26 protein-coding genes and 1 tRNA gene are annotated in these 23651 nt (G+C 65.3%); 12 read left to right on the top strand and 15 right to left on the bottom strand.

Features of this window, described 5'->3' with window-relative positions; genetic code table 11:
- Nucleotides 1-12 precede the first annotated feature (12 nt).
- The 11 genes from KHN93_RS09165 to KHN93_RS09115 are packed head-to-tail and all read left to right on the top strand — an operon-like array spanning nt 13 to nt 5185.
- Entirely contained in the window at nt 13-231 is a 219-nt protein-coding gene (locus KHN93_RS09165) for a DUF7220 family protein (protein ID WP_212579432.1), read from the top strand.
- Nucleotides 228-1442 carry a DNA-methyltransferase gene (locus tag KHN93_RS09160; protein WP_212579431.1) on the top strand — a complete coding sequence of 405 codons (1215 nt, stop codon included), beginning with the start codon at nt 228-230 and terminating at the stop codon, nt 1440-1442. The genes KHN93_RS09165 and KHN93_RS09160 overlap by 4 nt, the downstream gene beginning before the upstream one ends.
- Nucleotides 1439-1717, top strand: coding sequence for a hypothetical protein (locus KHN93_RS09155; protein ID WP_212579430.1), 279 nt, complete (start codon nt 1439-1441; stop codon nt 1715-1717). The genes KHN93_RS09160 and KHN93_RS09155 overlap by 4 nt, the downstream gene beginning before the upstream one ends.
- Entirely contained in the window at nt 1710-2066 is a 357-nt protein-coding gene (locus KHN93_RS09150; protein ID WP_212579429.1) for a hypothetical protein, read from the top strand. The genes KHN93_RS09155 and KHN93_RS09150 overlap by 8 nt, the downstream gene beginning before the upstream one ends.
- On the top strand, nt 2059-2664 hold the full coding sequence (locus tag KHN93_RS09145; protein WP_212579428.1) for a hypothetical protein: 606 nt from the start codon (nt 2059-2061) through the stop codon (nt 2662-2664). The genes KHN93_RS09150 and KHN93_RS09145 overlap by 8 nt, the downstream gene beginning before the upstream one ends.
- Nucleotides 2665-2685: 21 nt before the next feature.
- Nucleotides 2686-3594, top strand: coding sequence for a recombination-associated protein RdgC (locus KHN93_RS09140; protein ID WP_212579427.1), 909 nt, complete (start codon nt 2686-2688; stop codon nt 3592-3594).
- Nucleotides 3595-3598: 4 nt separating this feature from the next.
- The gene (locus tag KHN93_RS09135; RefSeq protein WP_212579426.1) at nt 3599-4255 is read left to right on the top strand and encodes a hypothetical protein; all 657 of its coding nucleotides are present in this window, start codon (nt 3599-3601) and stop codon (nt 4253-4255) included.
- On the top strand, nt 4252-4407 hold the full coding sequence (locus KHN93_RS09130; protein ID WP_212579425.1) for a hypothetical protein: 156 nt from the start codon (nt 4252-4254) through the stop codon (nt 4405-4407). Before KHN93_RS09135 ends, KHN93_RS09130 begins: the two co-directional genes overlap by 4 nt.
- Complete coding sequence (locus KHN93_RS09125; protein WP_209261515.1) at nt 4407-4619, top strand: hypothetical protein; 213 nt, start codon at nt 4407-4409, stop codon at nt 4617-4619. Before KHN93_RS09130 ends, KHN93_RS09125 begins: the two co-directional genes overlap by 1 nt.
- On the top strand, nt 4612-4968 hold the full coding sequence (locus KHN93_RS21545; protein ID WP_225874161.1) for a hypothetical protein: 357 nt from the start codon (nt 4612-4614) through the stop codon (nt 4966-4968). The genes KHN93_RS09125 and KHN93_RS21545 overlap by 8 nt, the downstream gene beginning before the upstream one ends.
- Complete coding sequence (locus KHN93_RS09115; RefSeq protein WP_104568597.1) at nt 4961-5185, top strand: helix-turn-helix transcriptional regulator; 225 nt, start codon at nt 4961-4963, stop codon at nt 5183-5185. The genes KHN93_RS21545 and KHN93_RS09115 overlap by 8 nt, the downstream gene beginning before the upstream one ends.
- A gap of 44 nt (nt 5186-5229) precedes the next feature.
- On the opposite strand, the gene KHN93_RS09110 is transcribed toward KHN93_RS09115, so the two are convergent.
- The 15 genes from KHN93_RS09110 to rlmE all read right to left on the bottom strand — a co-directional run bounded on the left by KHN93_RS09110 (nt 5230) and on the right by rlmE (nt 23271).
- Nucleotides 5230-5322, bottom strand: a tRNA-Ser gene (locus tag KHN93_RS09110).
- An 83-nt stretch (nt 5323-5405) separates the two neighbouring features.
- Complete coding sequence (gene csrA, locus KHN93_RS09105) at nt 5406-5618, bottom strand: carbon storage regulator CsrA (protein WP_024939585.1); 213 nt, start codon at nt 5616-5618, stop codon at nt 5406-5408.
- A 138-nt stretch (nt 5619-5756) separates the two neighbouring features.
- On the bottom strand, nt 5757-8405 hold the full coding sequence (gene alaS / locus KHN93_RS09100; RefSeq protein WP_212579424.1) for an alanine--tRNA ligase: 2649 nt from the start codon (nt 8403-8405) through the stop codon (nt 5757-5759).
- 101 nt (nt 8406-8506) lie between these two features.
- On the bottom strand, nt 8507-8995 hold the full coding sequence (gene recX / locus KHN93_RS09095) for a recombination regulator RecX (protein ID WP_016904266.1): 489 nt from the start codon (nt 8993-8995) through the stop codon (nt 8507-8509).
- Between the two features lie 276 nt (nt 8996-9271).
- Nucleotides 9272-10306 (bottom strand): recombinase RecA, encoded by a 1035-nt coding sequence (recA, locus tag KHN93_RS09090; RefSeq protein ID WP_016904265.1) that lies wholly within the window; start codon nt 10304-10306, stop codon nt 9272-9274.
- Between the two features lie 172 nt (nt 10307-10478).
- On the bottom strand, nt 10479-11126 hold the full coding sequence (gene lexA / locus KHN93_RS09085) for a transcriptional repressor LexA (protein WP_212579423.1): 648 nt from the start codon (nt 11124-11126) through the stop codon (nt 10479-10481).
- 92 nt (nt 11127-11218) lie between these two features.
- The gene (ubiB, locus tag KHN93_RS09080) at nt 11219-12895 is read right to left on the bottom strand and encodes a 2-polyprenylphenol 6-hydroxylase (RefSeq protein WP_024939581.1); all 1677 of its coding nucleotides are present in this window, start codon (nt 12893-12895) and stop codon (nt 11219-11221) included.
- A gap of 421 nt (nt 12896-13316) precedes the next feature.
- Nucleotides 13317-15845 carry a TonB-dependent receptor gene (locus tag KHN93_RS09075; protein WP_244812225.1) on the bottom strand — a complete coding sequence of 843 codons (2529 nt, stop codon included), beginning with the start codon at nt 15843-15845 and terminating at the stop codon, nt 13317-13319.
- A 263-nt stretch (nt 15846-16108) separates the two neighbouring features.
- Complete coding sequence (locus KHN93_RS09070; RefSeq protein ID WP_039515969.1) at nt 16109-16603, bottom strand: CinA family protein; 495 nt, start codon at nt 16601-16603, stop codon at nt 16109-16111.
- 337 nt (nt 16604-16940) lie between these two features.
- Nucleotides 16941-18260 (bottom strand): ribosome rescue GTPase HflX, encoded by a 1320-nt coding sequence (gene hflX / locus KHN93_RS09065; RefSeq protein ID WP_039527808.1) that lies wholly within the window; start codon nt 18258-18260, stop codon nt 16941-16943.
- Between the two features lie 11 nt (nt 18261-18271).
- A complete protein-coding gene (gene hfq, locus KHN93_RS09060; protein ID WP_005915027.1) occupies nt 18272-18550 on the bottom strand; it encodes an RNA chaperone Hfq in 279 nt (92 codons plus the stop codon).
- A gap of 77 nt (nt 18551-18627) precedes the next feature.
- Complete coding sequence (gene miaA, locus KHN93_RS09055) at nt 18628-19611, bottom strand: tRNA (adenosine(37)-N6)-dimethylallyltransferase MiaA (RefSeq protein ID WP_104559710.1); 984 nt, start codon at nt 19609-19611, stop codon at nt 18628-18630.
- Nucleotides 19611-20513 (bottom strand): dihydropteroate synthase, encoded by a 903-nt coding sequence (gene folP, locus KHN93_RS09050; protein WP_104559232.1) that lies wholly within the window; start codon nt 20511-20513, stop codon nt 19611-19613. Before folP ends, miaA begins: the two co-directional genes overlap by 1 nt.
- 124 nt (nt 20514-20637) lie before the next feature.
- Entirely contained in the window at nt 20638-22578 is a 1941-nt protein-coding gene (ftsH, locus tag KHN93_RS09045) for an ATP-dependent zinc metalloprotease FtsH (RefSeq protein ID WP_016904004.1), read from the bottom strand.
- Nucleotides 22579-22638: 60 nt separating this feature from the next.
- The gene (gene rlmE / locus KHN93_RS09040) at nt 22639-23271 is read right to left on the bottom strand and encodes a 23S rRNA (uridine(2552)-2'-O)-methyltransferase RlmE (protein WP_212579422.1); all 633 of its coding nucleotides are present in this window, start codon (nt 23269-23271) and stop codon (nt 22639-22641) included.
- A gap of 65 nt (nt 23272-23336) precedes the next feature.
- Here rlmE and yhbY point away from each other — a divergent pair, with 65 nt between their 5' ends.
- Complete coding sequence (gene yhbY / locus KHN93_RS09035; RefSeq protein WP_039515963.1) at nt 23337-23642, top strand: ribosome assembly RNA-binding protein YhbY; 306 nt, start codon at nt 23337-23339, stop codon at nt 23640-23642.
- Nucleotides 23643-23651: the final 9 nt, after the last annotated feature.

Raw genomic sequence — 23651 nt, 5'->3', positions numbered from 1 at the left:
GAGTATGCGCCCATGAGCCAGTCCAAGCTCCAGTCGTTCCTTGAAGCCAACGTCAGCACCGCGATCGGCTTTGCCATCAGCTGGGCTGTCACGCCGCTGATCCTGGCCGCGTTCGGCTACTCGGTCGGCGCCGGCAAGGCCTTCGGGATCACCGCGGCGTACACCGTCATCTCGATCGTGCGCGGCTATCTGGTCCGCCGCGCTTTCAACCGCATGGAGGCACGCCGGTGATCCACGTTGGCGACTGCCTCAGCATCCTGCCCACCCTGGCCGACGCCTCGGTCGACGCGATCGTCACTGACCCACCTTACGGCTTGTCCTTCATGGGCAAGCGCTGGGACTACGACGTGCCAAGCACCGCCATCTGGGCCGAGTGCATGCGCGTGCTCAAGCCCGGCGGCCACCTGCTGGCCTTTGCCGGCACCCGGACGCAGCACCGCATGGCCGTGCGCATCGAGGATGCCGGCTTCGAGATCCGGGACATGATCGCGTGGGTCTACGGCTCAGATTTCCCGAAGTCGCACAACGGCGAATGGGGCGGCACCGCGCTGAAACCGGCATTGGAGCCAATCACCCTGGCGCGCAAACCGCTGCTCGGCACCGTAGCGGCAAACCATGCGCTTCATGGAACTGGCGCACTGAACATCGATTCTTGCCGCGTTTCCGCCGAGAAGATGCCAGCGAACACCGGCGCTGGCGGCATGCCGCGGCGGAGCACAGATGAGCAGCGAGGACCAGGGACAGTCACCCAGCCGCACGATCTCGGCCGGTGGCCGGCGAACGTTTTGCACGATGGCAGCGAGGAAGTACTGGCGGCATTTCCGGACGCGCCGGGCCAACTTGCTAACGCCAGCACCAACCGCGACCAGCGCAAAACGCAGAACACCTACGGGGCTATGCGTCGTGGCCGCGGCGACGAGCCAAGCGTCGACAGTGACAACGCTGGACAGGTTGGCTTCCGGATGCGCCCAGGTATGCGCAGGCTGGATGAAGGGAGCGCGGCGCGGTTCTTCTACTGCGCCAAGGCCAGCAAGGCCGATCGGGATGGCGGCCTGGAGTCGCTAGAAGCAAAGCCGCATGCACTTTCAGGAGGAAGCTGCGCTGCGATCGCATCGGGCGCGGAACTGGACCGAACGCATTCGCTTGGCTTGAATCGAGTGAAGGACCGCCGCAACAACCATCCAACGGTGAAGCCCACGGACCTGATGCGCTACCTGTGCCGCTTGGTCACGCCCGCCGGCGGCACCGTGCTCGACCCCTTCATGGGGAGCGGCAGCACCGGTAAAGCAGCCGCGCTCGAGGGCTTCGCCTTCGTCGGTATCGAAATGGACCCGGCTTATGCAGCGATGGCGGAGGCACGCATTGCCGCCGCCATCGAGGCAGCCGCGCGCGAGGCAGCACTGCCGACACAGATCGGCCTACCGCTGGGAGACGTCGCATGACCCTTGCCCTCCTCGGCCGCGGCCTCGACGCCATCCTGCAGCACGACCTCGCCGGCATGCCGCGCCAGATCACCGACGCCGCGCGCCTGCAGCGCTACGAGTGCGCCTGCCAGCTGCGCCGCGCCCAGCTCTCACCAGAAGCCCGCGAGATCGACCAGCTGCGCGAGCAGTTCGGCCGCAACTACCAAACCGCCTGGCGCAACGGCCAGCGGCCAGACCTCACCCAGATGCCGCAGCGCTTCGCGGCGATCGACAAGGAGCACAACCATGCGTGACCTGACACAGGCCGAGTTGCACGCGCTGCGCCACTCGCTCGGCACCGGCCAAGACGGCAGCAACCCGAGCTACCGCAATCACTTCGTGACAGGCTCCGACAGTACCGATTATCCGACGTGCATGCAGCTTGTTGGCTTGGGACTCATGCAGCGCCGCGGCGGCAATGCGCTATCTGGCGGCGATGACATCTTCACCGTCACGGCAGCCGGCCGCGCCGCAGAAGCTGCGCAGGTCGAGCCGACGCCGAAGCTGACGCCCGGGCAGCGCCGATATCGCGCATTCCTGGACGCGGATTCGGGAATCGATTTCGGGCAGTGGCTGAAGAGCCGAGGCCAGTGCCATGCGTGAGCGCCCCATCCGCCTCAAAGCGCACGAGGTGCGCGCCATCCTGTCCGGCGCGAAGACGCAGACCCGGTGCGTGGCGAAGCCGGTAAAGCACCCGGACCTTGGCAACGTCTACACCCCTGGCGCGCTGGTACTTGAGGGCGAGCCGCAGCACGTGATCGATCGCGCATGCCCCTTCGGCCAGCCCGGCGAACGGCTGTGGGTCAAGGAAACGACAGTGCGCGTGGAAGAGCACGGGTACATCGGACCGGTCTACGCCGCCTCGCAGGAAGGCCAGGATGTAATCAACTGGGGGCTTGCGCCGGCACCCGATGACTGCACGGACGTCGAGCCGTACGAAATCAAGCTGCGCCCGTCGATCCACATGCCGCGCTCAATGTGCCGCCTGGTGCTGGAGATCACCGACGTGCGCGTCGAGCGGCTGCATGCAATCAGCGCCGCGGACGCCGAGGCCGAGGGCATCGACTTCCTGCGGCACGTACCTGACGCCGACGAAACCCTGACGCCCCAGCAGCTTTTCCACTGCCTCTGGGATGGCACCGGCGGCGACTGGGACGCCAACCCCTGGGTGTGGGTCATCTCCTTCCGTCGCCTCCCCTAATTCTCTCTCCAAGGACCAAACATGTTCTTTCGCAACCTCACCATGTTCCGCTTCCCCACCTCCCTCGACCTGTCCGCCGTCGAGGAGCTGCTGCCCCAGTGCGCGCTCAAGCCGGTCGGCGCGCTGGAGATGGCCTCGCGCGGCTTCGTCTCCCCGTTCGGCCGCGAGGAGACCGAGCAGCTCAGCCACCGGCTGGGTGACTTCCTCTGGTTGGCCGTCGGCGGCCAGGACAAGATGCTGCCCGGCGCCGTCATCAATGATGCGCTCGAGCAGAAGTGCGCCGAGATCGAGAAGCGCGAAGGCCGCCGGCCGGGCGGCAAGGCGCGCAAGCGCCTGAAGGACGACCTGATCCATGAGCTGCTGCCGCGCGCCTTCGTCAAGAGCTCGCGTACCGACGTGATCCTCGACTTGGCGCACGGCCTGGCCATCGTCAACACCTCCAGCCGCAAGGCCGGCGAAAGCGTCGTGTCGGAGATCCGCGGCATGCTCGGCAGCTTCCCGGCCCTGCCCCTCAACGCCGAGGTGGCGCCGCGCGCCGTGCTCACCGGATGGATCGCAGGTGAGCCGCTGCCGAAATCGCTGAGCATCGGCGAGGAGGCCGAGCTGCGCGACCCTATCGAGGGCGGCGCCATCGTGAAGTGCCAGCACCAGGAGCTGCGCGGCGACGAGATCGAGAAGCACCTGGAAGCCGGCAAGCAGGTCACCAAGCTGGCGCTGGTGCTGGACGACAACCTGTCGTTCGTTCTGGGCGATGACCTGGTGATCCGGAAGCTCAAGTTCCTGGACGGCGCGCTGGACCAGCTCGACGACGTCGAGGGCGACGGTGCGCGTGCGGAGCTGGATGCGCGCTTCGCGCTGCAGTCGGCCGAGTTGCGCCGCCTGTTCCTGGTGCTCGAGCAGCCGCTGCGCCTGTCGAAGGCGGAGGGCTGAGTCCATGACCACCACAGAAGATTTCGTGCAGTGCGTTGTATGCCAGGGCATCGTCAACCACATGTGCCGATGCAGCTGCGGCTACGCCGATCCCGTTGCGGATGAACGTCTGAACCAACCTTCCGGAATTTCCGGACAGTTGCAGCAGACTGGCGCGGCAGACCGTCTGAACGAACCATTCGGAGATTCCGAACAGTTGGGGACCGATGCGGCGAGCGGCGGGGATGCGCTCGATGCATCCGCCGAGGCTGCCTGGAAGGCGTTGCAGGAGTCAGGTTACCTCTTCAGCGGTGAGCCGTTTGCCGACGCACACGCGGATGACAAGGCCGTCATGCGTCGAGTCGTTAACGCAGTCTTCGCCGCCCGCCAGCCGGTGGGGGTGGAGCCGGTGGCGGGCGGTCAACAGCGTTATCGCTTCGTAGACGGCTCGGCGGGCGGGTTGATGGTCGAATGCCCGGAAGGTGAGTTTGTGCGCTACACCGCCCCGCCCGCGCCTGCTGCCGCTGTGCCGGTTGATGCTTGGGAACAGGCTTTTTCAGAACTGTTGGAAATTTACAAGCGGAACAAGTCGCGCAGGTGGGTGCTTGAAATGCTGCGTGAGCGCGTAGATGCATTGCTAGCCGCCCACGCCCAGCCGGCAGCGGCCGGAGGTGATGCGTGATCAGGTCCGTCTTCTACTGGCTGCCCACCCCACTCCTGCGCCTGATCGCGCTGCGCTTCTGCCAGCGTATGCCGATGGGAACCGCTGTCGTGGTGAGTCCGCGACCAGGCGTCTTCTTCGAGGTCAAGCAGGCTAAGCCGGAGGTGCAGTGATGCCGAAATACTTCGTCGATGACATTGAGGTCGAGCGCAGCCATGCGATGAAGGTGTGGCACGGATCAAGGACTTATAGGCTGGCCAACCCGCGGACGCGCGGCTACATCTTCCTAACTGCGGAGAAGGGCGAGAGCCGGGATGGAGAGATGCAGCACCTGGCCGAGGCAGGCGTGCGCATAGCCCCGGATCGGGAGGTGCGCAATGGCTGACGGCTCCCGCACCCTGCCCCGCCAGGCGCGCAACAACGGGCTTGCTGTTGGCGGCCGACCCATCCGCGTGCCGGTCGGCAAGGCCACCGTGCGCCAGGTGCTGAAGCGACACCTCCTCGAGGAGGGCAAGCGCATCCAGGATCTGGCCGAGCCATGGCAGTGCTGCGTGCAGAACGTCTACGACCGCCTGTCGCGCGGGCGCGTGCTGGCGCCGGGCCATATCGATGCAGCGATCGCGTTCCTGCGCCTGGACGAATTCGACGCGGCTGAACTGCGTCTGCTGGGCGCGCGCGAGGCCGGCTGGAACATCGACACGAAGTACCTGCTGAAGGAGACACCCGATGCCTGACACCGAGACCGAGCTGCGGCTCCTGCCCATCAAGGACGTGCGCGCAAAGGTCGGGCTTAGCCCGGCGACGATCTACCGGCAGATGCAGGCCGGGAAATTCCCCAAGCCGCACAAGGTCTGCTCCCGTTCGCTCTGGCTTTCGACAGAGCTGGACGGATGGATCATCCAGCAGACCGCATCCGCAAGTGTGGGGCAGAACATGGGGCAGGCAGCCTAGAAAACGAAAAAAGCCCCGTTTTACGGGGGCTTTCTTCTTGACATTGGCGGAGCGAGAGGGATTCGAACCCTCGATAGAGCTTTTGACCCTATACTCCCTTAGCAGGGGAGCCCCTTCAGCCGCTCGGGCATCGCTCCAGTTTTTGCGTCCTGCCGCGGTGTCCGTTGCAGGCCGCGAAGAATACCGGGTAAGAGGGGCTAACGTAAACCCTTTATGACGATCAATTCGAAGAATCGTCGCCCTGATGCGCACCGGAAGCGACCGGCTCATCCCCACGCTGGATCCGCTGATAGATTTCTTCGCGGTGTACAGCAACATCTTTCGGTGCGGTGATGCCGATACGCACCTGATTACCCTTGACGCCGAGTACGGTCACAGTGACCGAGTCGCCGATCATCAAGGTTTCGCCTACCCGGCGAGTGAGGATCAACATTTTGCAAATCTCCTGGAACCGGTGGGTTTCCCACCAGCATCGGCGGCCGACTGACGAGGCGCGCCCTAGGTAAAGGGAATAGACCGGAAATGGTAGCGGGACACCCTGCCAACCAGCAAGGCATACCAGGACAAGTGTTCAGCCCAAGTGTTGCTTGACCCAGGAGGGCACGCCTTCCAGCGCGGTCGCAAGGGCGGGACCATCCTCGCCACCACCCTGGGCGAGATCCGGACGACCGCCGCCCTTGCCTCCGATCTGACTGGCGATATGGCCAAGGAGTTCCCCCGCCTTCACCTTGCCAGTTGGGCTGCCGTTCACGCCGGCCACAAGCGCAACCTTGCCGCCAGCAGCGCCTGCCAGCACGATGACCGAGTCGCCCAACTGCTGCTTGAGGCGATCCATCGCATCGCGCAACGCCTTGGCATCGAAGCCCTCCAGACGCACGGCGACCACCTTGACGCCTGCCACATCGACCGCGCCGGAACCCAGGTCTGCAGTTGCGCCGGAAGCCAGCTTGGCCTTGAGCGACTCCAGCTCACGCTCGAGCCGCTTCTGACGTTCGGTAAGCGCGCGAACCTTGTCGACCACCTCGGTGGCGTTGCCGCCGAGCAGGCTGGCCGCCTCGAGCAGACGTCGCTCTTCATCGGCGACATGGTCCAGCGCGCCCTGCCCGGTCACCGCCTCGATGCGACGCACGCCCGAGGACACACCGCCCTCGGAAGTGATCTTGAACAAGCCGATGTCGCCGGTGCGGGTGACATGGGTGCCGCCGCAGAGCTCGGTGGAATAGCCGCCCATCTTCAGCACACGCACGTTCTCGCCGTACTTTTCGCCGAACAGGGCCATTGCGCCGAAATCCAGCGCCTCCTGCATGGCCATGTTGTGCACTTCCACGCTGTGGTTGGTGCGCACTTCGGCGTTGACCTTGCGTTCGATCACGGCGAGCTCTTCGGGCGTGATCGGCTGGAAGTGCGAAAAGTCGAACCGCAAGCGGTCCGGTGCAACCAGCGAGCCCTTCTGCTGAACATGCGTGCCCAGCACCTCGCGCAGGGCCGCATGCAGCAGATGCGTGGCCGAGTGGTTGAGGATGGTCTTGCCGCGACGCTGCACGTCGATGCCGCCTGCCAGCACATCGCCCAATGCCAGCGCACCTTCGGTGATGCGCCCGACATGGCCATGGAACTGGCCGGCAAACTTCTGGGTGTCGGTGATCTCGATGGAGACATCGCTACCGCTCAGCTGGCCGCTATCGCCGACCTGGCCACCGGACTCGGCATAGAACGGCGTGCGGTCGGTGAACACGATGACTTCGTCGCCGGCTTCCGCACGTTCGACCGGGCGGCCCTGCTTGAGCAACGCCACGACCTTGAGCGCATCGGCGTCATAGGCCTCGTAGCCCAGAAACACCGTCGGCGACATGGTGGCGACCAGATCAGCGGGCAATGCGACGCCGCCACCGAACTTGCCGGCGGCACGCGCGGTCTCGCGCTGACGCTCCATGGCGAACTCGAAGCCCTCCATGTCCACGCGCAAGCCACGCTCGCGTGCGATGTCGGAGGTCAGATCGACCGGGAACCCGTAGGTATCGAAAAGGCGGAACGCATCGGCGCCGGGAATCACTTCCTGCGCGCGCGCGGCGACGTCGTCAAAGATCTTCATGCCGGCGTCCAGCGTCTCGGCAAAACGCTCTTCTTCGGCCAGCAATGCGCGCGCGACAGTCTCCCGCGCGACCACCAGTTCGGGATAGGCCTCGCCCATCAGCTCGACCAGGGTCGGCACCATCTTACTGAAGAACGGCTGGCGTACCCCCAGCATCCAGCCGTGGCGCAGCGCACGCCGGATGATCCGGCGCAGCACATAACCGCGGCCTTCATTGGACGGCAGCACACCGTCGACGATCAGGAACGAACAGGCGCGGATGTGATCGGCGATCACCCGCAGCGACTTGTTCTCCAGATCGGTGACGCCGGTCAGCGCGCTGGCCTTGCCGATCAAGGCCTGGAACAGATCGATCTCGTAGTTGGTATGCACGTGCTGCAGGATCGCAGCCAGACGCTCCAGGCCCATGCCGGTGTCCACGCACGGCGCCGGCAGCGGCACCAGGGTGCCGTCGGGCTGGCGGTCGAACTGCATGAAGACCAGGTTCCAGATCTCGATGAAGCGGTCGCCATCCTCGTCCGGGGAGCCCGGGGGGCCACCGGCGATATGGTCGCCATGGTCGAAGAAGATCTCGGTGCACGGGCCGCACGGACCGGTATCGGCCATCTGCCAGAAGTTGTCCGACGCGTACGGCGCACCCTTGTTGTCGCCGATGCGCACGATGCGGCTTTCCGGAATGCCGATCATGTCGCGCCACAGCGCGAAGGCTTCTTCGTCGGTGTGGTAGACGGTGACCAGCAGCCGCTCGGCCGGCAGCTTCCAGACCTGGGTCAGCAGCTCCCAGGCCCAGCTGATGGCGTCCTTCTTGAAGTAATCGCCGAACGACCAGTTGCCCAGCATCTCGAAGAAGGTGTGATGGCGCGCGGTGTAGCCCACCGAATCCAGATCGTTGTGCTTGCCGCCGGCACGCAGGCAGCGCTGTACGTCGGCCGCGCGCACGTAGCTGCGCTTCTCCGCGCCAAGGAAGACATCCTTGAACTGGACCATGCCGGAGTTGGTGAACAGCAAGGTCGGGTCGTTGCCCGGCACCAGCGGCGCGGATGGCACGATGGTGTGGCCCTTCCCCTCGAAGAACGCGAGGAAGTCACTACGGATCTGGGAAGTGCTGAATTTGGCGGGTGCGTTCATGTGCTGGCATTGGGCGGGCGGCAGTCCCGGTCACCCAATGAGATGTGGGCGCAGATGAGCGGAACAACCTGAAACCACAAAGGGTAGCAGGCCTGACGCCCTCAGTCCTCAAGGTCGAAGCGCGTGGCGCTACGAATGCTGTTGCCATCGAAACCACGCCGGGCCAGCAGATCGGCGGCCTTGCGCCGTTGCGGCAGATCGGTGGGGCCCTGGTCGCCAAAGCGACGCCGGATCAGATCGCGCGCGTTTTCGGTCCAGTCGCCCTCAAATGTCGCCATCGCGGCGCTGATGGCATCGCTGTCCAGGCCATGGGTTCCGAGCTCGGCGCGGATATGCAGTGGGCCGTAGCCCGAGCCTGCGCGATTGCGCACGACCGAGGCCGCAAAACGGGTGTCGTCCTGCCACCCCTCGTCAGCCAGGCGTTCCACGGCCGCCTGTGCAGCGTCCGGCTCAATACCGCGTGCCAGCAGCTTGCGGTTCAATTCCTTGCGCGAATGCTCGCGCCGCACCAGCAACCCCAGTGCGCGTTGGACCGGCGTCTGCTCCTTGAACCGGCGTCCCCGCTTTGGCGCGGGCTGTTGCTCGTCCATCGTGGGTGTCCCGAGTACCAAACTCACAGCATCAATGCGCCGTCCATGGCGCCTGCCCTCCTGGCCTTCAATAGATCTACCGCGGGAAGCGACGGCACTGACTCCGCCGTCCCCGCGATAGAAAACCTGCCACATCCATCAGTGCTGCCGTCCTGCCATCAGGCGGACGCGGCCGGTAGGCAGGCAGAACCGGGGGTGGCCCCGCGGACGTCCCGGTTCGCGCTGCCGCCGAAACACCTACCTGATAACGGCCGAGCTCGCACTGCCTGGCTGCTGTTATTCCTTCTCGACGTCGTCGCCGGCTTCGCGCGGCGCTTCGGCCGGCTGGAACTTCTCGCGCAGCTCGGCTTCCAGCCGCACCGCAACCTGCGGGTTGTCGCGCAGATAGCCACGCGCGTTGTCCTTGCCCTGCCCGATGCGTTCTTCGCCGTAGCTGTACCAGGCGCCGGCCTTCTCGACCAGCTTGGCTTCCACGCCCATGTCGATCAGCTCACCCTCGCGGCTGATGCCTTCGCCGTAGAGGATTTCGGTCACGACCTGCTTGAACGGAGGCGCCAGCTTGTTCTTGACCACCTTGATCTTGGTCTGGTTGCCGATGATTTCGTCGCCCTTTTTGATCGCGCCGATACGACGGATGTCCAGACGCACCGATGCATAGAATTTCAGCGCGTTGCCGCCGGTGGTCACTTCCGGGCTCTGGCCCGGCATCATCACGCCGATCTTGTGGCGCAGCTGGTTAATGAAGACCACCAGCGTGTTGGAACGCTTGATGTTGCCGGTCAGCTTGCGCAGCGCTTGACTCATCAGGCGGGCCTGCAGACCCGGCAGCTGGTCACCCATTTCGCCTTCGATTTCCGCCTTTGGGGTCAGCGCGGCGACCGAGTCGACCACCACGATGTCCACCGAACCGGAACGCACCAGCATGTCGGCGATTTCCAGCGCCTGTTCGCCGGTATCCGGCTGCGACAGCAGCAGGTCGTCGACATTGACGCCCAGCTTGGCGGCGTAGATCGGGTCCAGCGCATGCTCGGCATCGATGAAGGCTGCGGTGCCGCCCTTCTTCTGGCATTCGGCAATGGCCTGCAGGGTCAGGGTGGTCTTGCCCGACGATTCCGGACCATAGATCTCCACCACGCGGCCCTTGGGCAGGCCGCCGATCCCCAGTGCGATGTCCAACATCAGCGAGCCGGTCGGAATGACTTCGACGGCCTCGATCACACGGTCGCCCATGCGCATCACCGAGCCCTTGCCGAATTGCTTCTCGATCTGGCTCAATGCGGCGGAAAGGGCGCGCTTCTTGTTCTCATCCATCTGGGTGATCCTTGTCAGTGATTTCGGTGTAGGGCTAATGTAACGGCGGTGTATCGCACAGGCTGAGACTGGCTGCGACACACTCAGATTAGGGAGGCGGCCATGGCGACGGCAGCGGGAAATCCTGCGGCACCGGCTCGGGATAACGCCAGTGAAGCCATCGGCGCAGTACTCAACGATTCGGCCTCAACAGCCCGCAGTACAGGCCCTCGATCGCGAAATCCTGATCCGGCAATACTTCGATCGGCGCGTAGTCCGGGTTGCGCGGCAGCAGGCGGATGCGGTCCTTGCCGATCTTCAACAGCTTGACCGTGATCTCCTCATCGATGCGCGCCACCACGATCTGCCCCGAGCGCGCGTCGCGGGTGCGGTGCACCCCGATCAGGTCGCCGTTGAAGATGCCTTCATCGCGCATCGAGTCGCCCTGCACCTTGAGCAGATAGTCCGGCGACGGCGAAAAGAACACCCTGTCCAGCACCACGAAGTCGTCCGAGCCGATATCCGCGCCGATCGGCAGGCCTGCCGCCACGCGTCCCAGCACCGGCAGGCGCAGCACATCGTCGCGTACCGGCTCGTTTGCAGCGGCAGGCGGGGTGCGCGGCTGGGCGCCCTGCCCGGCCAGACGGATACCGCGGGCCTGGCCGGGGACGCGACGGATCGCACCGGCCAGTTCCAATGCCTCCAGATGGTATTGCGCGCCGCGCACACCCTTGAAGCCGAAGGCGCGGGCGATCTCGGTCTGCGAGGGCGGTACGCCGTCGGCATCGATGCGCTCGGCGATCAAGGCCAGGATTGCTTGCTGGGTATCGGTCAGGTCCATGGTTAGTAGTATTACTACTAACTGGCGCCTGCGCAATAGCCGTGTCGTGCGCCATGCGCAGTCCGGCAATCGGGGGTCAGCATGTGCCGTGTCTAGCGGCGGCTGCGCCAGATGGAGAACAGGATCCAGACGCCGCAGATGGCCGCGCCGATGAAACCGCCGACGCCCAACGCGAGCAGCCAGCGGCTGGCACTGCCACCAACACTGTTCATGACGATCGACGAGCCGATCACCAGCGCGGCAGTCACGATCCCCATGGTGAGCCGGTTGGCCGCGCGATCGACCTGCTCGCCGAACTCGCGCAATGCACGCGTTTCGATCTGCAGTTGCAGCTTGCCGCGCCGTGCGGCCTGCAGCAGCCGCTTGAGGTCGCGTGGCAGATCGCCGATCAGGTCGATCGCGCCGGTCACGGTGCGACGGCTGCGCCGCAGCATCGCGCTGGGCGCATAACGCTGCAGCACCACGCGTTCCAGATACGGGCGCGCCTCGGTGGCCATGTCGAAATCCGGATCGAGCTGGCGCCCCATGCCTTCGAGCGTGAGGAACGCCTTGATCATCAGCGCCAGATCCGACGGCAGGGTCAGCCCGTGATCGCGCAGGATCGAGGTCACATCGCCCAGCATCGCGCCGATGCGCAGCTCCTTCAGCGGCACGCCGCGGTACTCGTCGACGAAGGCACCGATATCCTGCTGCAGCCGCGACTCATCGATCTCCAGGCTGGTACCGGCCCATTCCAGCAGTACGTCGATGACCGCTTCGGCGTCGTAGCTGACCATGCCATGCAGCAGTTGCGCGACCTGGAAGCGGCGCTGCTCGGAAACGCGCCCGACCATGCCGAAATCGATGACGGCGATGCGCCCGTCGCGCAGATAAAAAATGTTGCCCGGATGCGGGTCGGCGTGGAAACAGCCATCCTGCAGCACCATCTTCAGCACGATCCCGGCACCGGTGCGTGCGAGCGCCTTGCGGTCCAGGCCAGCCGCATCCACGGCGACCAGGTCCCGCCCCGGGATGCCGTCGATGAATTCCTGCACGTTGAGCGATTCGCAGGTCCACTGCCAATAGACGGACGGCACCACCACCTGAGGGTCGTTGACGAAATTGGCTGCGATGCGCTCGGCATTGCGGCACTCGGCGGCGAAATCGAGTTCGCGCCGCAAGGAGACGGTGAATTGCTGCACCACTTCGGCGGGGCGATAACGCTTGAGATCGGGCGCACGCGTTTCCACGATTTCCGCCAGGCGCGCCAACAGACGCAGATCCGCATCGATGACATCGCCAATGCCGGGGCGGCGGATCTTCAGCACTACTGGTGTGCCATCGGCCAGCCAGGCGCGATGCGTCTGCGCCAGCGATGCCGCAGCCAGAGGCTGTTCGTCCAGGCGTGCGAACACGCTTTCCGGCTCCGCGCCCAGGGCTGCGACCAGTTGCGGGCGGATCTGTTCGAACGGCAGCGCTGGCACCGCGTTCTGCAGCTCGCTCAGCTCTTCGATCCACTCCGGCGGCAGCAGGTCCACGCGCGTGGCCAGCACCTGCCCCAGCTTGACGAAGGTCGGCCCAAGTTCCTCGAGCGCGCGCCGCACCCGCGTCGCGGCGGACATGCGCAGGCGGCCCTCGGCGTTATGCCAGTGCAGCAGCTTGCCGGCACGTTCGAGCACGTCGGCAAGCCCGATGCGCCGCACCACATCGCCGAATCCGTAACGAATCAGCACCGCGGCGATTTCCTGCAGCCGCCCAAGATCCCGAACGGTGCCGAGCGCTTCCCACATCAGCACACCGCCTGCGATTGCGCTGCGGCAACGGGCCGCATGGCGTTAACGTGCATCACTGCTTGTGTGCGCTCCTTGCAAACGCCTGTTGACCATGCACGACCACGCGCAACGCCTGTGGCTACATGATCGCTCGCGCGCAGGACGGCGCGGTGGCCGGTCGCCGCAGGCATCGGCTGCCGCGCGGCTGCGCGCCGATCATCCAGCAACGCCCGGACAGCGCCAGCAGATCGGCGCAGCAAGGACAACGGCAACGCATGAGCAAAAAACGGAAGCATCGGCACGCAGGTTGGAAACGGGACCTTGTTTGTAGCCGATCTGCACGTGCCTGTCGCGTCATGAATACCTGCGGGCTTAGCCGAGGTTGCGCTTGCGCATGCATCTTGCTGCTTTGGCAATGCGGTGCTTGGGCCTTCGAAACCTAATACCGCAACCGCAAGGTGAGCCCATACGTGCGCGGCGCACCCAGAAATGCATTCCACGAACCCGCCTGTAGCGGCGCATCGATGACGATCTGGCGATAGGTTTCGTTGCCGAGATTTTCTGCCCACGCTTCCAGCATCCAGCGCTTGTCGTCGGCGCCGATGCCCAGCCGTGCGTTGAGCACCGTATAGCCCGGTTGTGCCTTCTGCGGATCCAGATCGGAGCCGGCGTTGTACTCGGAAACATACTTCGCGCCGACATTGAACCGGCCGGTCATGCGATTGCCGAGCGCGTGCTCGTAGCTGACCGAAAGATTGGCCGACCAGCGTGGCGCAAAACTCAAACGACTGCCCGGCAGCAGTGCCAGATCGGCGTCCGGCAGCGGATCGTCGCCATACGCGGTATCCGTGTAGCTGAGCCCGCCCTGCACCATCAGGCCGGGCATGGCGCCCTGCCACAGCAGTTCGGTATCGATGCCGCGCGACACCACGCTGGGAATGGCGCGCACCACGAAGCTGGTCCCGAGGAAATTGTTGAGCTGAAAGTCGCTGAAGTCCTGATAGAACAGCGCGGCATTGAGCAGCAGGTTGCCACCGAGCCAGCTGGTCTTGGCGCCGAGCTCGTAACTGTCGACGAATTCGCCGGGAAACGCGGTGTCGTCCACCGGCAGGATGCCTTGCACGCCGCTGGACAAACCATCGGAGGACTGCACGCGATCCAGGTTGAAACCGCCGGCCTTGTAGCCGCGTGCGGCGGACACATAGGTCATCACCGCATCGCTCCAGCGGTACGCCAGCTTCGCCGTGCCCGACCATCCTCGCTCGGTGCGGCGTTGCTCGGTGCGACGGCCGGCATGGGCGACGTTGGCCCAGGGCAGACAGGTGAAACCGACCACTTGTGGTGCGATTGTCGGCACCGCCGACGCAGGCACGCCGCGCGCGACCAGCGCGGCCCCGATACGCCGCAATGCGGCCGGATCGAGCTGACCGTTGGCCGCGAAGTAACTGGCGCACGCCGAGCTTCCATCGGGATTTTCGAACCTTGACTGCAATGCCTTGTGCTCGTAGGTGTAGCGCAGCCCAACCACCACATCCAATGCATCGGTGGCATGCCAGGTGTTATTGGTGAACAGCGCGGCACTGGTGCCATCCTGCCGAAAGCGATCCCAGCTACCCTGGCCGCGAAACAGCGTGCCGGCCGGCAAGCCGGTGGCATCCGCGAGAAAGCGCGTTGCATCCGCACGGGTGGCCAGCGCCGGATTGACCCGTGCAAGCAACACGCTGGACAGATACGGCTCGTAGGCACTGCCGAAGCGATAGGACTCGTTGCGATGCAGGGTTTCGTCGGCGTAGAACGCACCGACCATCCAGTCCAGGTGCTCGCCCGATCCGGCCAGGCGCAGTTCCTGGCTGAAGGTCTTGAACCGGGTCAGCATCTCGTCCTCGCGCGGCGCGCGGTAGAGGATGTCGGCCGCACTGTAGTCGAAGTCCAGGCCGTTGATGGATGTCCAGTCGCGCAACGCGGTGATCGAGGTCAGCACCGCCTCGCCCAGCCACGGCGTGATCCAATCCAGCTGCGCCGACACGCCCTTGTCCTGGATATCCTGCGCGGTGCTGCGATTGCTGTAGGCACGCCTGCCTTGCGGATCGGCACGCGCAATCGCGCCCTGCCCGCCTGGTGCCAGCGCATCGATCAGTGCTGCGGTCGGCCCACGTTCGGTGGTGACGGTGACGCAGCAGTTTTCCCGGCGGCGGGTGTAGTCGGCAGCCAGATTGATGTCCAGGTCGGCGCCGGGTTCCCATAACCACTGCACGCGCGCAGTGCGCAGGTTCTGGTCGCCATCGTCGCTGGCGGTGCGCGGGCCGGCCCCGGTGATCACCTGTTCAAAGCCGTCGCGACGCCGCCTGGCCGCATAGACGCGCAAGGCACTGGTGTCGCCCAGCGCATCGTTGAAGGCGCCGGCAATCCCGAGCGCGCCATAGTTGCCCACGGTGATCTCGGCATCGGCGCTGCGGGTAAAACTGGGCCGACGCGTCACCACGTTGATGACGCCGGCCGAGGTGTTCTTGCCGAACACGGTGCCTTGCGGCCCCTTCAACACCTCGATGCGCTCAAGCTCACCGAGGTCGGCAAAACCCACGCCGTTGCGTGCGCGCGCCACCCCATCGATGACCACACCGACCGAGGATTCGAGCCCGGCGTTGTCGCCCACGGTGCCAATGCCGCGAATGCGCGCGGTGGTCTGTGCAGCGCTCTGACTGCTGGTCACGATCAAGCCGGGCACCAGCACCTGCAGTTCCTTGATGTCATGCACGCCGCTGTCCTGCAGCAGTTGCTCGGGCAATACCGAGACCACCACCGGCACGTTCTGCAGCGATTCCTCGCGCTTTTGCGCAGTCACCTTCAGCGACGCCAGCGTTGCCGGCTCGTTGCGCTGTTGCTGCGTGGCCGTTTGCGCATGCAGCGGCGATGCCTGTGCGGCCGCGAAGAGCGCCAGCGCAAGCCCGGTGCTGCGTTGCTGTTGCATGCGCATGCCTGTCCCCCCGACAAAGAGCCCGCAATGCACTGCGGCGAGCGCCGCAGGTCGCGTGACGCCACACCTTAGCGAGTGAACGGGGTTGGACAACACCGCTGGCAGAAGCTGCGCAGCGCACAGCGAACGCAATGCAACGAAAGCTGCATTGCAGCCATGCATGAACTGCGCAATCGCTGGATGTCGGAGACAATCGCCACGGCCAGCGTCGCATTGCGCGCAGCATAGGCGCACGCGCGGCTTCTTCCGTACGAGGACTAGAGCAGTGCGCTCAAGCCCTGCAGCGCGGCAACCACGGTCTGACGCCGCACTGCATCGCGATCGCCGGCGAACTGAAACAACTGCGCAGTGGCATAGCCGCCGCGTCGCTTCCAGCCGATCCATACCGTGCCGACCGGCTTGTCCTCACTGCCGCCACCCGGGCCGGCGATGCCGGTCACCGCCACCGCGATGCTCGCGCCGGAATTGACCAGCGCGCCCGACACCATTTCGATCACCGTTTCGCGGCTAACCGCACCATGCACTTCCAGCGTCTGCGGCCGCACGCCCAGCAAGGCCTGCTTGGCCTCGTAGCTGTAGGCGGCCATGCCGCAATCGAACCAGTGCGAGGACCCGGCCACATCGGTGACCGCCTTGGCGATCCAGCCACCGGTACAGCTCTCGGCAGTGACCAGGCGCTCGCGCGCGGCAAGCAGCTGTTGACCAAGGCGTTCGGCCAGCTGCTGCAGTTCGGAATCGGCGGACATGGACATGGGCACGGCGAATGAAGGAGCAACCGACGTTTTAGCCGAATTTGCCGCGCCTGTCTGCGCTGGCGCCCAATCCGCGCCAGCGACGACGTGGCCGGGGTTCAGTGGCGGTGTGCAGCCGATGGCAGCGGGCATCGGCTGCGCTGGCGACAGGATCGCAAGGATATCGGCTGCTGGCGGACGTTCTTACGCCTGCACCACTGCTGCAGACACGCATTTGGTCGTGCCAGCAAACAGAACGCCACGGCCAAGCAGCGCGATCGCTACACCGCTGCCCTCATCTGCCGGCCCTGACCACATCGATCTGCACGGCCGGCACAAGCCGACCCTGCAGCGCCGATCACGACTCCCAGTCTTCGCGACGGTCGGGCAGCATCGCGCGCAGTGGCGCCCCGTCGTCGCCGGCAGCCAGGCGCTCGGCCTCGACCATCGGCAGGTCGACGTCCAGCAACCAGCCGTCCTCGTCGGACTGCTCGCCGCGCACCACTTCCAGTTGATGCAACTTGGAGCGCAGACGCCCGGCCGATGGCGGCAACCGCAGTTGCCCGGTCACATGGCGCAGGTCCAGTCGCTGCCCGAGCGCATGCTGCAGTTCCTGCAGCCCGCGTCCGTCACGCGCGGAAACCCACACGCGTTCGCGCCGCGCCTGGTCGGGAATACCGTCCTGCGCATCGTGACGCACCTGCGCGCCTTCGATCTTGTCGATCTTGTTGAACACCAGCAGTTGCGGCAGATCGCCCGCACCCACCGCATGCAACACTTCATCGACCTGCTGGATGCGTTCCTCGCGCAGCGGGTCGGCCGCATCGACGATATGCAACAGCAGATCGGCGTCGCGCGCCTCGGACAAGGTCGAACGGAATGCGGCGACCAGTTGGTGCGGCAGATCGCGTACGAAGCCGACCGTGTCGGCCAGGATCGCACTGCCGCCGGGCAGCGCGATGCGGCGCACGGTGGGGTCGAGCGTGGCGAACAACTGGTCGGCCACGTAGGCCTCCGCACCGGTCAAGGCGTTGAACAGCGTGGATTTGCCGGCATTGGTGTAACCGACCAATGCAATCCGCGGCAGTTCGCTGCGCATGCGCGCGCGCCGCATCTGGGTGCGCTGCACCTCGACCTTTTCCAGCCGCTGCTGCAACTGCTCCACCCGCTTCTGCAGCAGGCGACGGTCGGTTTCCAGCTGGGTTTCGCCAGGGCCGCGCAGGCCGATCGAGCCGCCGCGCTGACGTTCCAGGTGGGTCCAGCCGCGTACTAGCCGGGTGGCCATATGCCGCAACTGCGCCAGCTCCACCTGCAGCTTGCCCTCGTGGCTGCGTGCCCGTTGCGCGAAGATGTCCAGGATCAGGCCGGTGCGGTCGATCACGCGCCGCTCCAGATAGCGCTCTAGATTGCGCTCCTGGCCGGGCGACAAGGTGTGATTGACCAACACCAGATCCGCACCGGTGGCCTCGGCAGCGGCCTTGATCTCTTCCAGCTTGCCGCTGCCGATCAAGGTCGACGGGTTCGGTTTGTCGATGCGCGCGGTGAGCGTGGCCGCCACCGTGGCGCCCGCCGACTTGGCAAGGTCGGCGAACTCCTCCAGCACATCCTCTTCGGCAGGCCCACCGGAGTGGGTCTGAATCAACAACGCGTGTTCACCCTTGCGTGAGCGATCAAACACGCACTACTCCATTACTGCTCGACGTCGTCATCTTCCGCCTGGTTGCCTTCATTGGATTGCACATACCCACCACCCGGTCCCACGCGCACATTGCGCGCCGGCACGACCGTGGAGATGGCGTGCTTGTAGACCATCTGACTCACGGTATTGCGCAGCAGGACCACGAACTGATCGAACGACTCGATCGTGCCCTGCAGCTTGATGCCGTTGACCAGATACACAGAGACCGGCACCCGCTCGCGCCGCAGCGCGTTGAGGAATGGATCCTGTAAAGATTGCCCCTTAGCCATCGAAAACTCCTCTTCATTATTGTTCTTATAGTCCCGGTCGACACCTGCCATCCCCAGCCGGCCCCGGAAACGGGATGTTACACGCCTGAAGCCTGCCGTACAGCGGGACGTTGACCGAGGAAGCCGACAAGTGCGCTCTCCAGTCGATGGCGGTCATGCTCCGGGTCGAACCAGCGCGCGTCGAGCTCGCCACGCAGCCAGGTGAGTTGCCGCTTGGCCAGTTGACGGGTGGCCTGCACCGCCTTGTCACGGAAGTCGGCCAGGCGACCGGCCCCATCCAGGTACTCCCAGGCCTGGCGGTACCCCACCGCGCGCACCGCGGGCAGATCCAGCGGCGCGGCGACTGCACGCAGTTGCGGCAATGCCCGCAGACGTTCCACCTCGGCCAGGAAATCCTGCGCCAGCATCGTGTCCAGGCGCTGTTCGATGCGTGCATGCAGCACTGCGCGCTCGCGCGGCGCCAGCACCACCTTCAGCACCCGCACCGGCAAGCGCGGGCCCGGCGGTAGCGCCTGCCAGTAGCTGATCGGCCTGCCGCTGATGCGGTAGACCTCCAGGGCGCGCTGGATCCGCTGCGGATCGGTGGTATGGATCCGCGCCGCCGCGACCGGGTCGACGTCCGCCAGTTGTGCGTGCATCCGGGCCCAGCCAAGTTCGCCGGCTTCGGCTGCGATCGCCGCGCGCACCGCCGGGTCGGCCTCGGGCAACTGCGACAGCCCTTCCAGCAAGGCGCGGAAGTACAGCCCGGTGCCGCCGGCCAGAATCGGCAGCTTGCCGCGCGCCACGATCTGCTCGATCGCCTGCCGCGCATCGCTGGCAAATTCCGCCGCCGAATAGATCTGCCAGGGCTCGCGCAGATCGATCAGGTGATGCGGCACCGCCGCGCGCATCGCCGCATCCGGCTTGGCCGCGCCGATGTCCAGGCCGCGGTACACCAGCGCCGAATCGACGCTGACGATCTCGCCGTTCCAGCGCTGCGCGGCGTCCAGTGCCAGCGCGGTCTTGCCGCTGGCGGTCGGCCCCATCAGCGCAATCGCCAGCGGGCGGCGGTCGGCCGGCATCAGTCCTCGTCCGGCCAGCGAATGCTCGGTGCCGCCGGTGCGCTCACGCGCGGCAGCGGAATCGCCGCCATCGCGCTCCACACCTTCAGGGCATCCACGGTGGCGGCCACATCATGCACGCGCAGCAACATCGCGCCGTGCTGGGCGGCGATCAGATGCGCGGCGACCGAGCCGTATACGCGCTCTGCGGCGACCTGGCGCCCGGTCAACTCACCGATGCTGCGCTTGCGCGACAGCCCCGCCAGCACCGGCAGGCCGAACTCCTGCAGGCGCTGCAACTGCGCCAGCACGGTCAGATTGTGCGTGGTGGTCTTGTCGAAGCCGAACCCCGGGTCGAGGAGCAAGCGGCGCTTGTCGATCCCGGCCATTTCGGCCGCGAAGATGCGCTCGGCCAGGAAACGATGCACCTCGGCCACCACGTCGTCATAGTGCGGCGCGTCCTGCATCGCATGCGGCGCACTGCGTGCATGCATCAACACCACCGGCACCCGCAATTCGGCTGCTGCATCCAGCGCGCCCGGCGAGCGCAGCGCATGCACGTCGTTGATCATGCCGGCGCCGGCTGCGACCGCCGCGCGCATCACCTCCGGCTTGTAGGTATCCACACTGATCGGCACAGTGGTCTGCTCCGCCAATGCCTGGATCACCGGGATCACGCGTTGCAGCTCTTCCTCCAATGACACCGGCGTGGCACCGGGACGGGTGGATTCACCACCGATATCCAGCAGCGCAGCGCCCTGCTCGACCAGACCCAGGCCATGCGCGATGGCAGCCTCGCAGCTGGCGTGCTGGCCACCGTCGGAAAACGAATCCGGCGTGACATTGACGATCCCCATCACCTGTGGCGCATCCAGTCGCAGCTCGCGACCGGCGCAATCCAGCTTGAGGGCAGTGTCGAACATCAATGGTGTCTCCTTGGATGGTTGCGATGAGCGCCGACAGGGTGATGCGGCGCTATAACGCATCAAGGCCGGGAATCGCTTCCCGGCCTTGATGAATGCTTCTGCAGCTGACCGATGCGTTGGGTTACAGCTGCTCGGCCGGCCCAGCAATCGGCGGCAACGGACGCGGGCTACCCTTGTCGTTATTGTTGCCACCGTCCTTGTCGGACTTGCCCCAGCCTGCCGGCGGCGGCGGCTCGCGGCCTTCCATGATGGCGTCGATCTGCGGCACGTCGATGGTCTCGTACTGCAGCAGCAGCTGCGACATCGCATGCAGCTTGTCCAGGTTCTCGGTGAGGATCGCCTTGGTCTTGCTGTAGGCCTTGTCCAGGATCGAGCGCACCACTTCGTCGATCATGCGTGCGGTCTCGTCGGAGACGTTCTTGTGCTGGGTGACCGAACGACCCAGGAACACCTCGTCTTCCTCCTCGCCGTAGGCCACCGGGCCAAGCTCGTCGGACAGGCCCCACTTGGTGACCATGTTGCGCGCCATCTTGGTCGCACGCTCGATGTCATTGGACGCACCGGTGGTGACCTTGTCGCCGCCGAAGATCAGCTCTTCGGCAACGCGGCCGCCGTACAGCGAGCACAGCTGCGACTCGATCGCCACGCGGTTCATCGAGTAGCGATCGCCTTCCGGCAGATACATCGTCACGCCCAGGGCGCGACCACGCGGAATGATCGTGACCTTGTAGACCGGGTCATGCTCGGGCACCAGACGGCCGACGATGGCGTGGCCCGCCTCGTGATAGGCGGTGAGCGTCTTTTCGTCCTCGCTCATGGCCATCGAGCGACGCTCGGCACCCATCAGGATCTTGTCGCGCGCACGGTCGAAGTGGTCCATGCGGACTTCCTTCTCGCTGCCACGCGCGGCAAACAACGCCGCCTCGTTGCACAGGTTGGCCAGATCGGCACCCGAGAAGCCCGGCGTACCGCGTGCGATGACCATCGGCACCACGTCGTCGGCCAGCGGCAGCTTGCGCATGTGCACGCGCAGGATCTGCTCGCGGCCCTTGACGTCCGGCAGGCCGACCACGACCTGGCGGTCGAAACGGCCTGGACGCAGCAGCGCCGGATCCAGCACGTCGGGACGGTTGGTCGCCGCGATGACGATCACGCCTTCGCCGCCTTCGAAACCGTCCATCTCGACCAGCAACTGGTTCAGCGTCTGCTCGCGCTCGTCATGCCCGCCGCCCAGACCGGCGCCGCGATGACGGCCCACCGCATCGATTTCGTCGATGAAGATGATGCACGGCGCATGCTTCTTGGCCTGCTCGAACATGTCGCGCACGCGGCTGGCACCCACGCCCACGAACATCTCCACGAAGTCCGAGCCGGAGATGCTGAAGAACGGCACCTTGGCTTCGCCGGCGATCGCCTTGGCGAGCAGCGTCTTGCCGGTACCCGGCGGGCCCACCATCAGCACGCCGCGCGGAATCTTGCCGCCCAGCTTGGTGAACTTGGTCGGGTCGCGCAGGAAATCGACCAGTTCGCCGACTTCTTCCTTGGCCTCGTCGCAGCCGGCAACGTCGGCAAAGGTGATCTTGACCTGGTCCTCGCCCTGCAGCTTGGCGCGCGACTTGCCGAAGCTCATCGCACCCTTGGCACCGCCGCCACCGCCCTGCATCTGGCGCATGATGAACAGCCAGAAGCCGATGATCAGGATGACCGGCAGGAAATTGAGCACCAACGACCAGAAACCAGGCCCGGTGGAGGGCTTCTGGCGGGTCATTTCGATGTTCTTGCTATACAGCACGTCGACCAGCTTGTCGTCGCGCGGACCGTAGACGGTGGCTTCGCTGCCGTCGGTGCGCTTGAAGCGGATCGCGTTGACCGCCAGGTTGGTCTCGTCGGTGTAGTCCACCGATTTAACACGGCCTGAGTCCACTTCCTTCAGGAACTGGGTGTAGGTGATCGAGTCGGGGCCGACACCGCCTGCCATCCGCGGCGAAAAGCTCTGGAAGACGACCATCAGCACAACCGCGACGACCACCCACAGCAGCAGATTCTTGGTCAAGTCGTTCATCCTCATTGGCTCCGGTGCCCTCTACTCTTCAATTCTTGAAACACGGTGGTCATTGGCAGCTTACTTGATCTGGGCACGCTTGCCCTGACCGAGCGCATAAACTTCCGGGGAGCGCTTGCGCGAGGCCGCCGGCTTGCGAATCGTCACCTTGTCATAGCGGCGGCGAAGCTCACGAATGTAGTCGTCGGACCCGACACCCTGGAACAGCTTGATCAGGAACGCCCCGCCCGGTTTGAGGTGGGTATCGGCAAATTCCATCGCCAGTTCCGCCAGGTGCATCATCCGCGGTTGGTCGACCGCATCCATGCCACTCTTATTGGGGGCCATATCGGACAGCACAAGGTCCACCTGCACATCGCCCAGCATCGCCTCGAATTCCGATAGGACGGTTTGCTCCCTGAAGTCGCCGTGAAGGAACTCCACCCCGGCCAGCGGCGGCATCTCCAGGATATCCAGCGCCACCACCCGGCCACTGTCGCCCATGGACTTGCGCACCTGCTGCGACCAGCCGCCCGGCGCCGCGCCCAGGTCGACCACCACCATGCCCGGCTTGAGCAGGCGGTCGCGCTGGAGCAGTTCTTCCAGTTTGTAGGCCGCGCGCGAGCGCATGCCTTCGGCCTGCGCCTTCTTGACGAACGGATCGGCGAAGTGTTCCTTGAGCCAGCGCTGGCTGCTTTTACTACGGGAAGGCATCGGCAAAGGGGTCTGAACGGGTCGCCATGATACCCTGAACACCCTTTGCTTCCCTTTGATCCTGCATGTCCATTGTTCTCACCTCCGCCCAGAACCGTTTCCTGCGCGGCCAGGCCCACGATCTCAAGGCACTGCTGCAAACCGGCGGCAAAGGGGTCACGCCGGCATTTCTGGCCGAACTCGAGGAAGTGCTCGAGCGCCACGAACTGATCAAGGTGAAGGTGACATCGGAGGATCGCGAGGCCCGTGACGCCATGATCGCCGAACTGACCGAGAAGACCGGCAGCGCGCTGGTGCAGCGGATCGGCCATGTCGCCATCCTTTACCGCCCCAGCAAGGAGAAGCGTCAGATCGTGCTGCCGCGCGGCTGACCCGACGAG

It is taken from the genome of Xanthomonas arboricola pv. juglandis (assembly GCF_905367715.1).
Taxonomy (GTDB): domain Bacteria; phylum Pseudomonadota; class Gammaproteobacteria; order Xanthomonadales; family Xanthomonadaceae; genus Xanthomonas; species Xanthomonas arboricola.
This window is presented reverse-complemented; position numbering and strand designations above follow the sequence as displayed.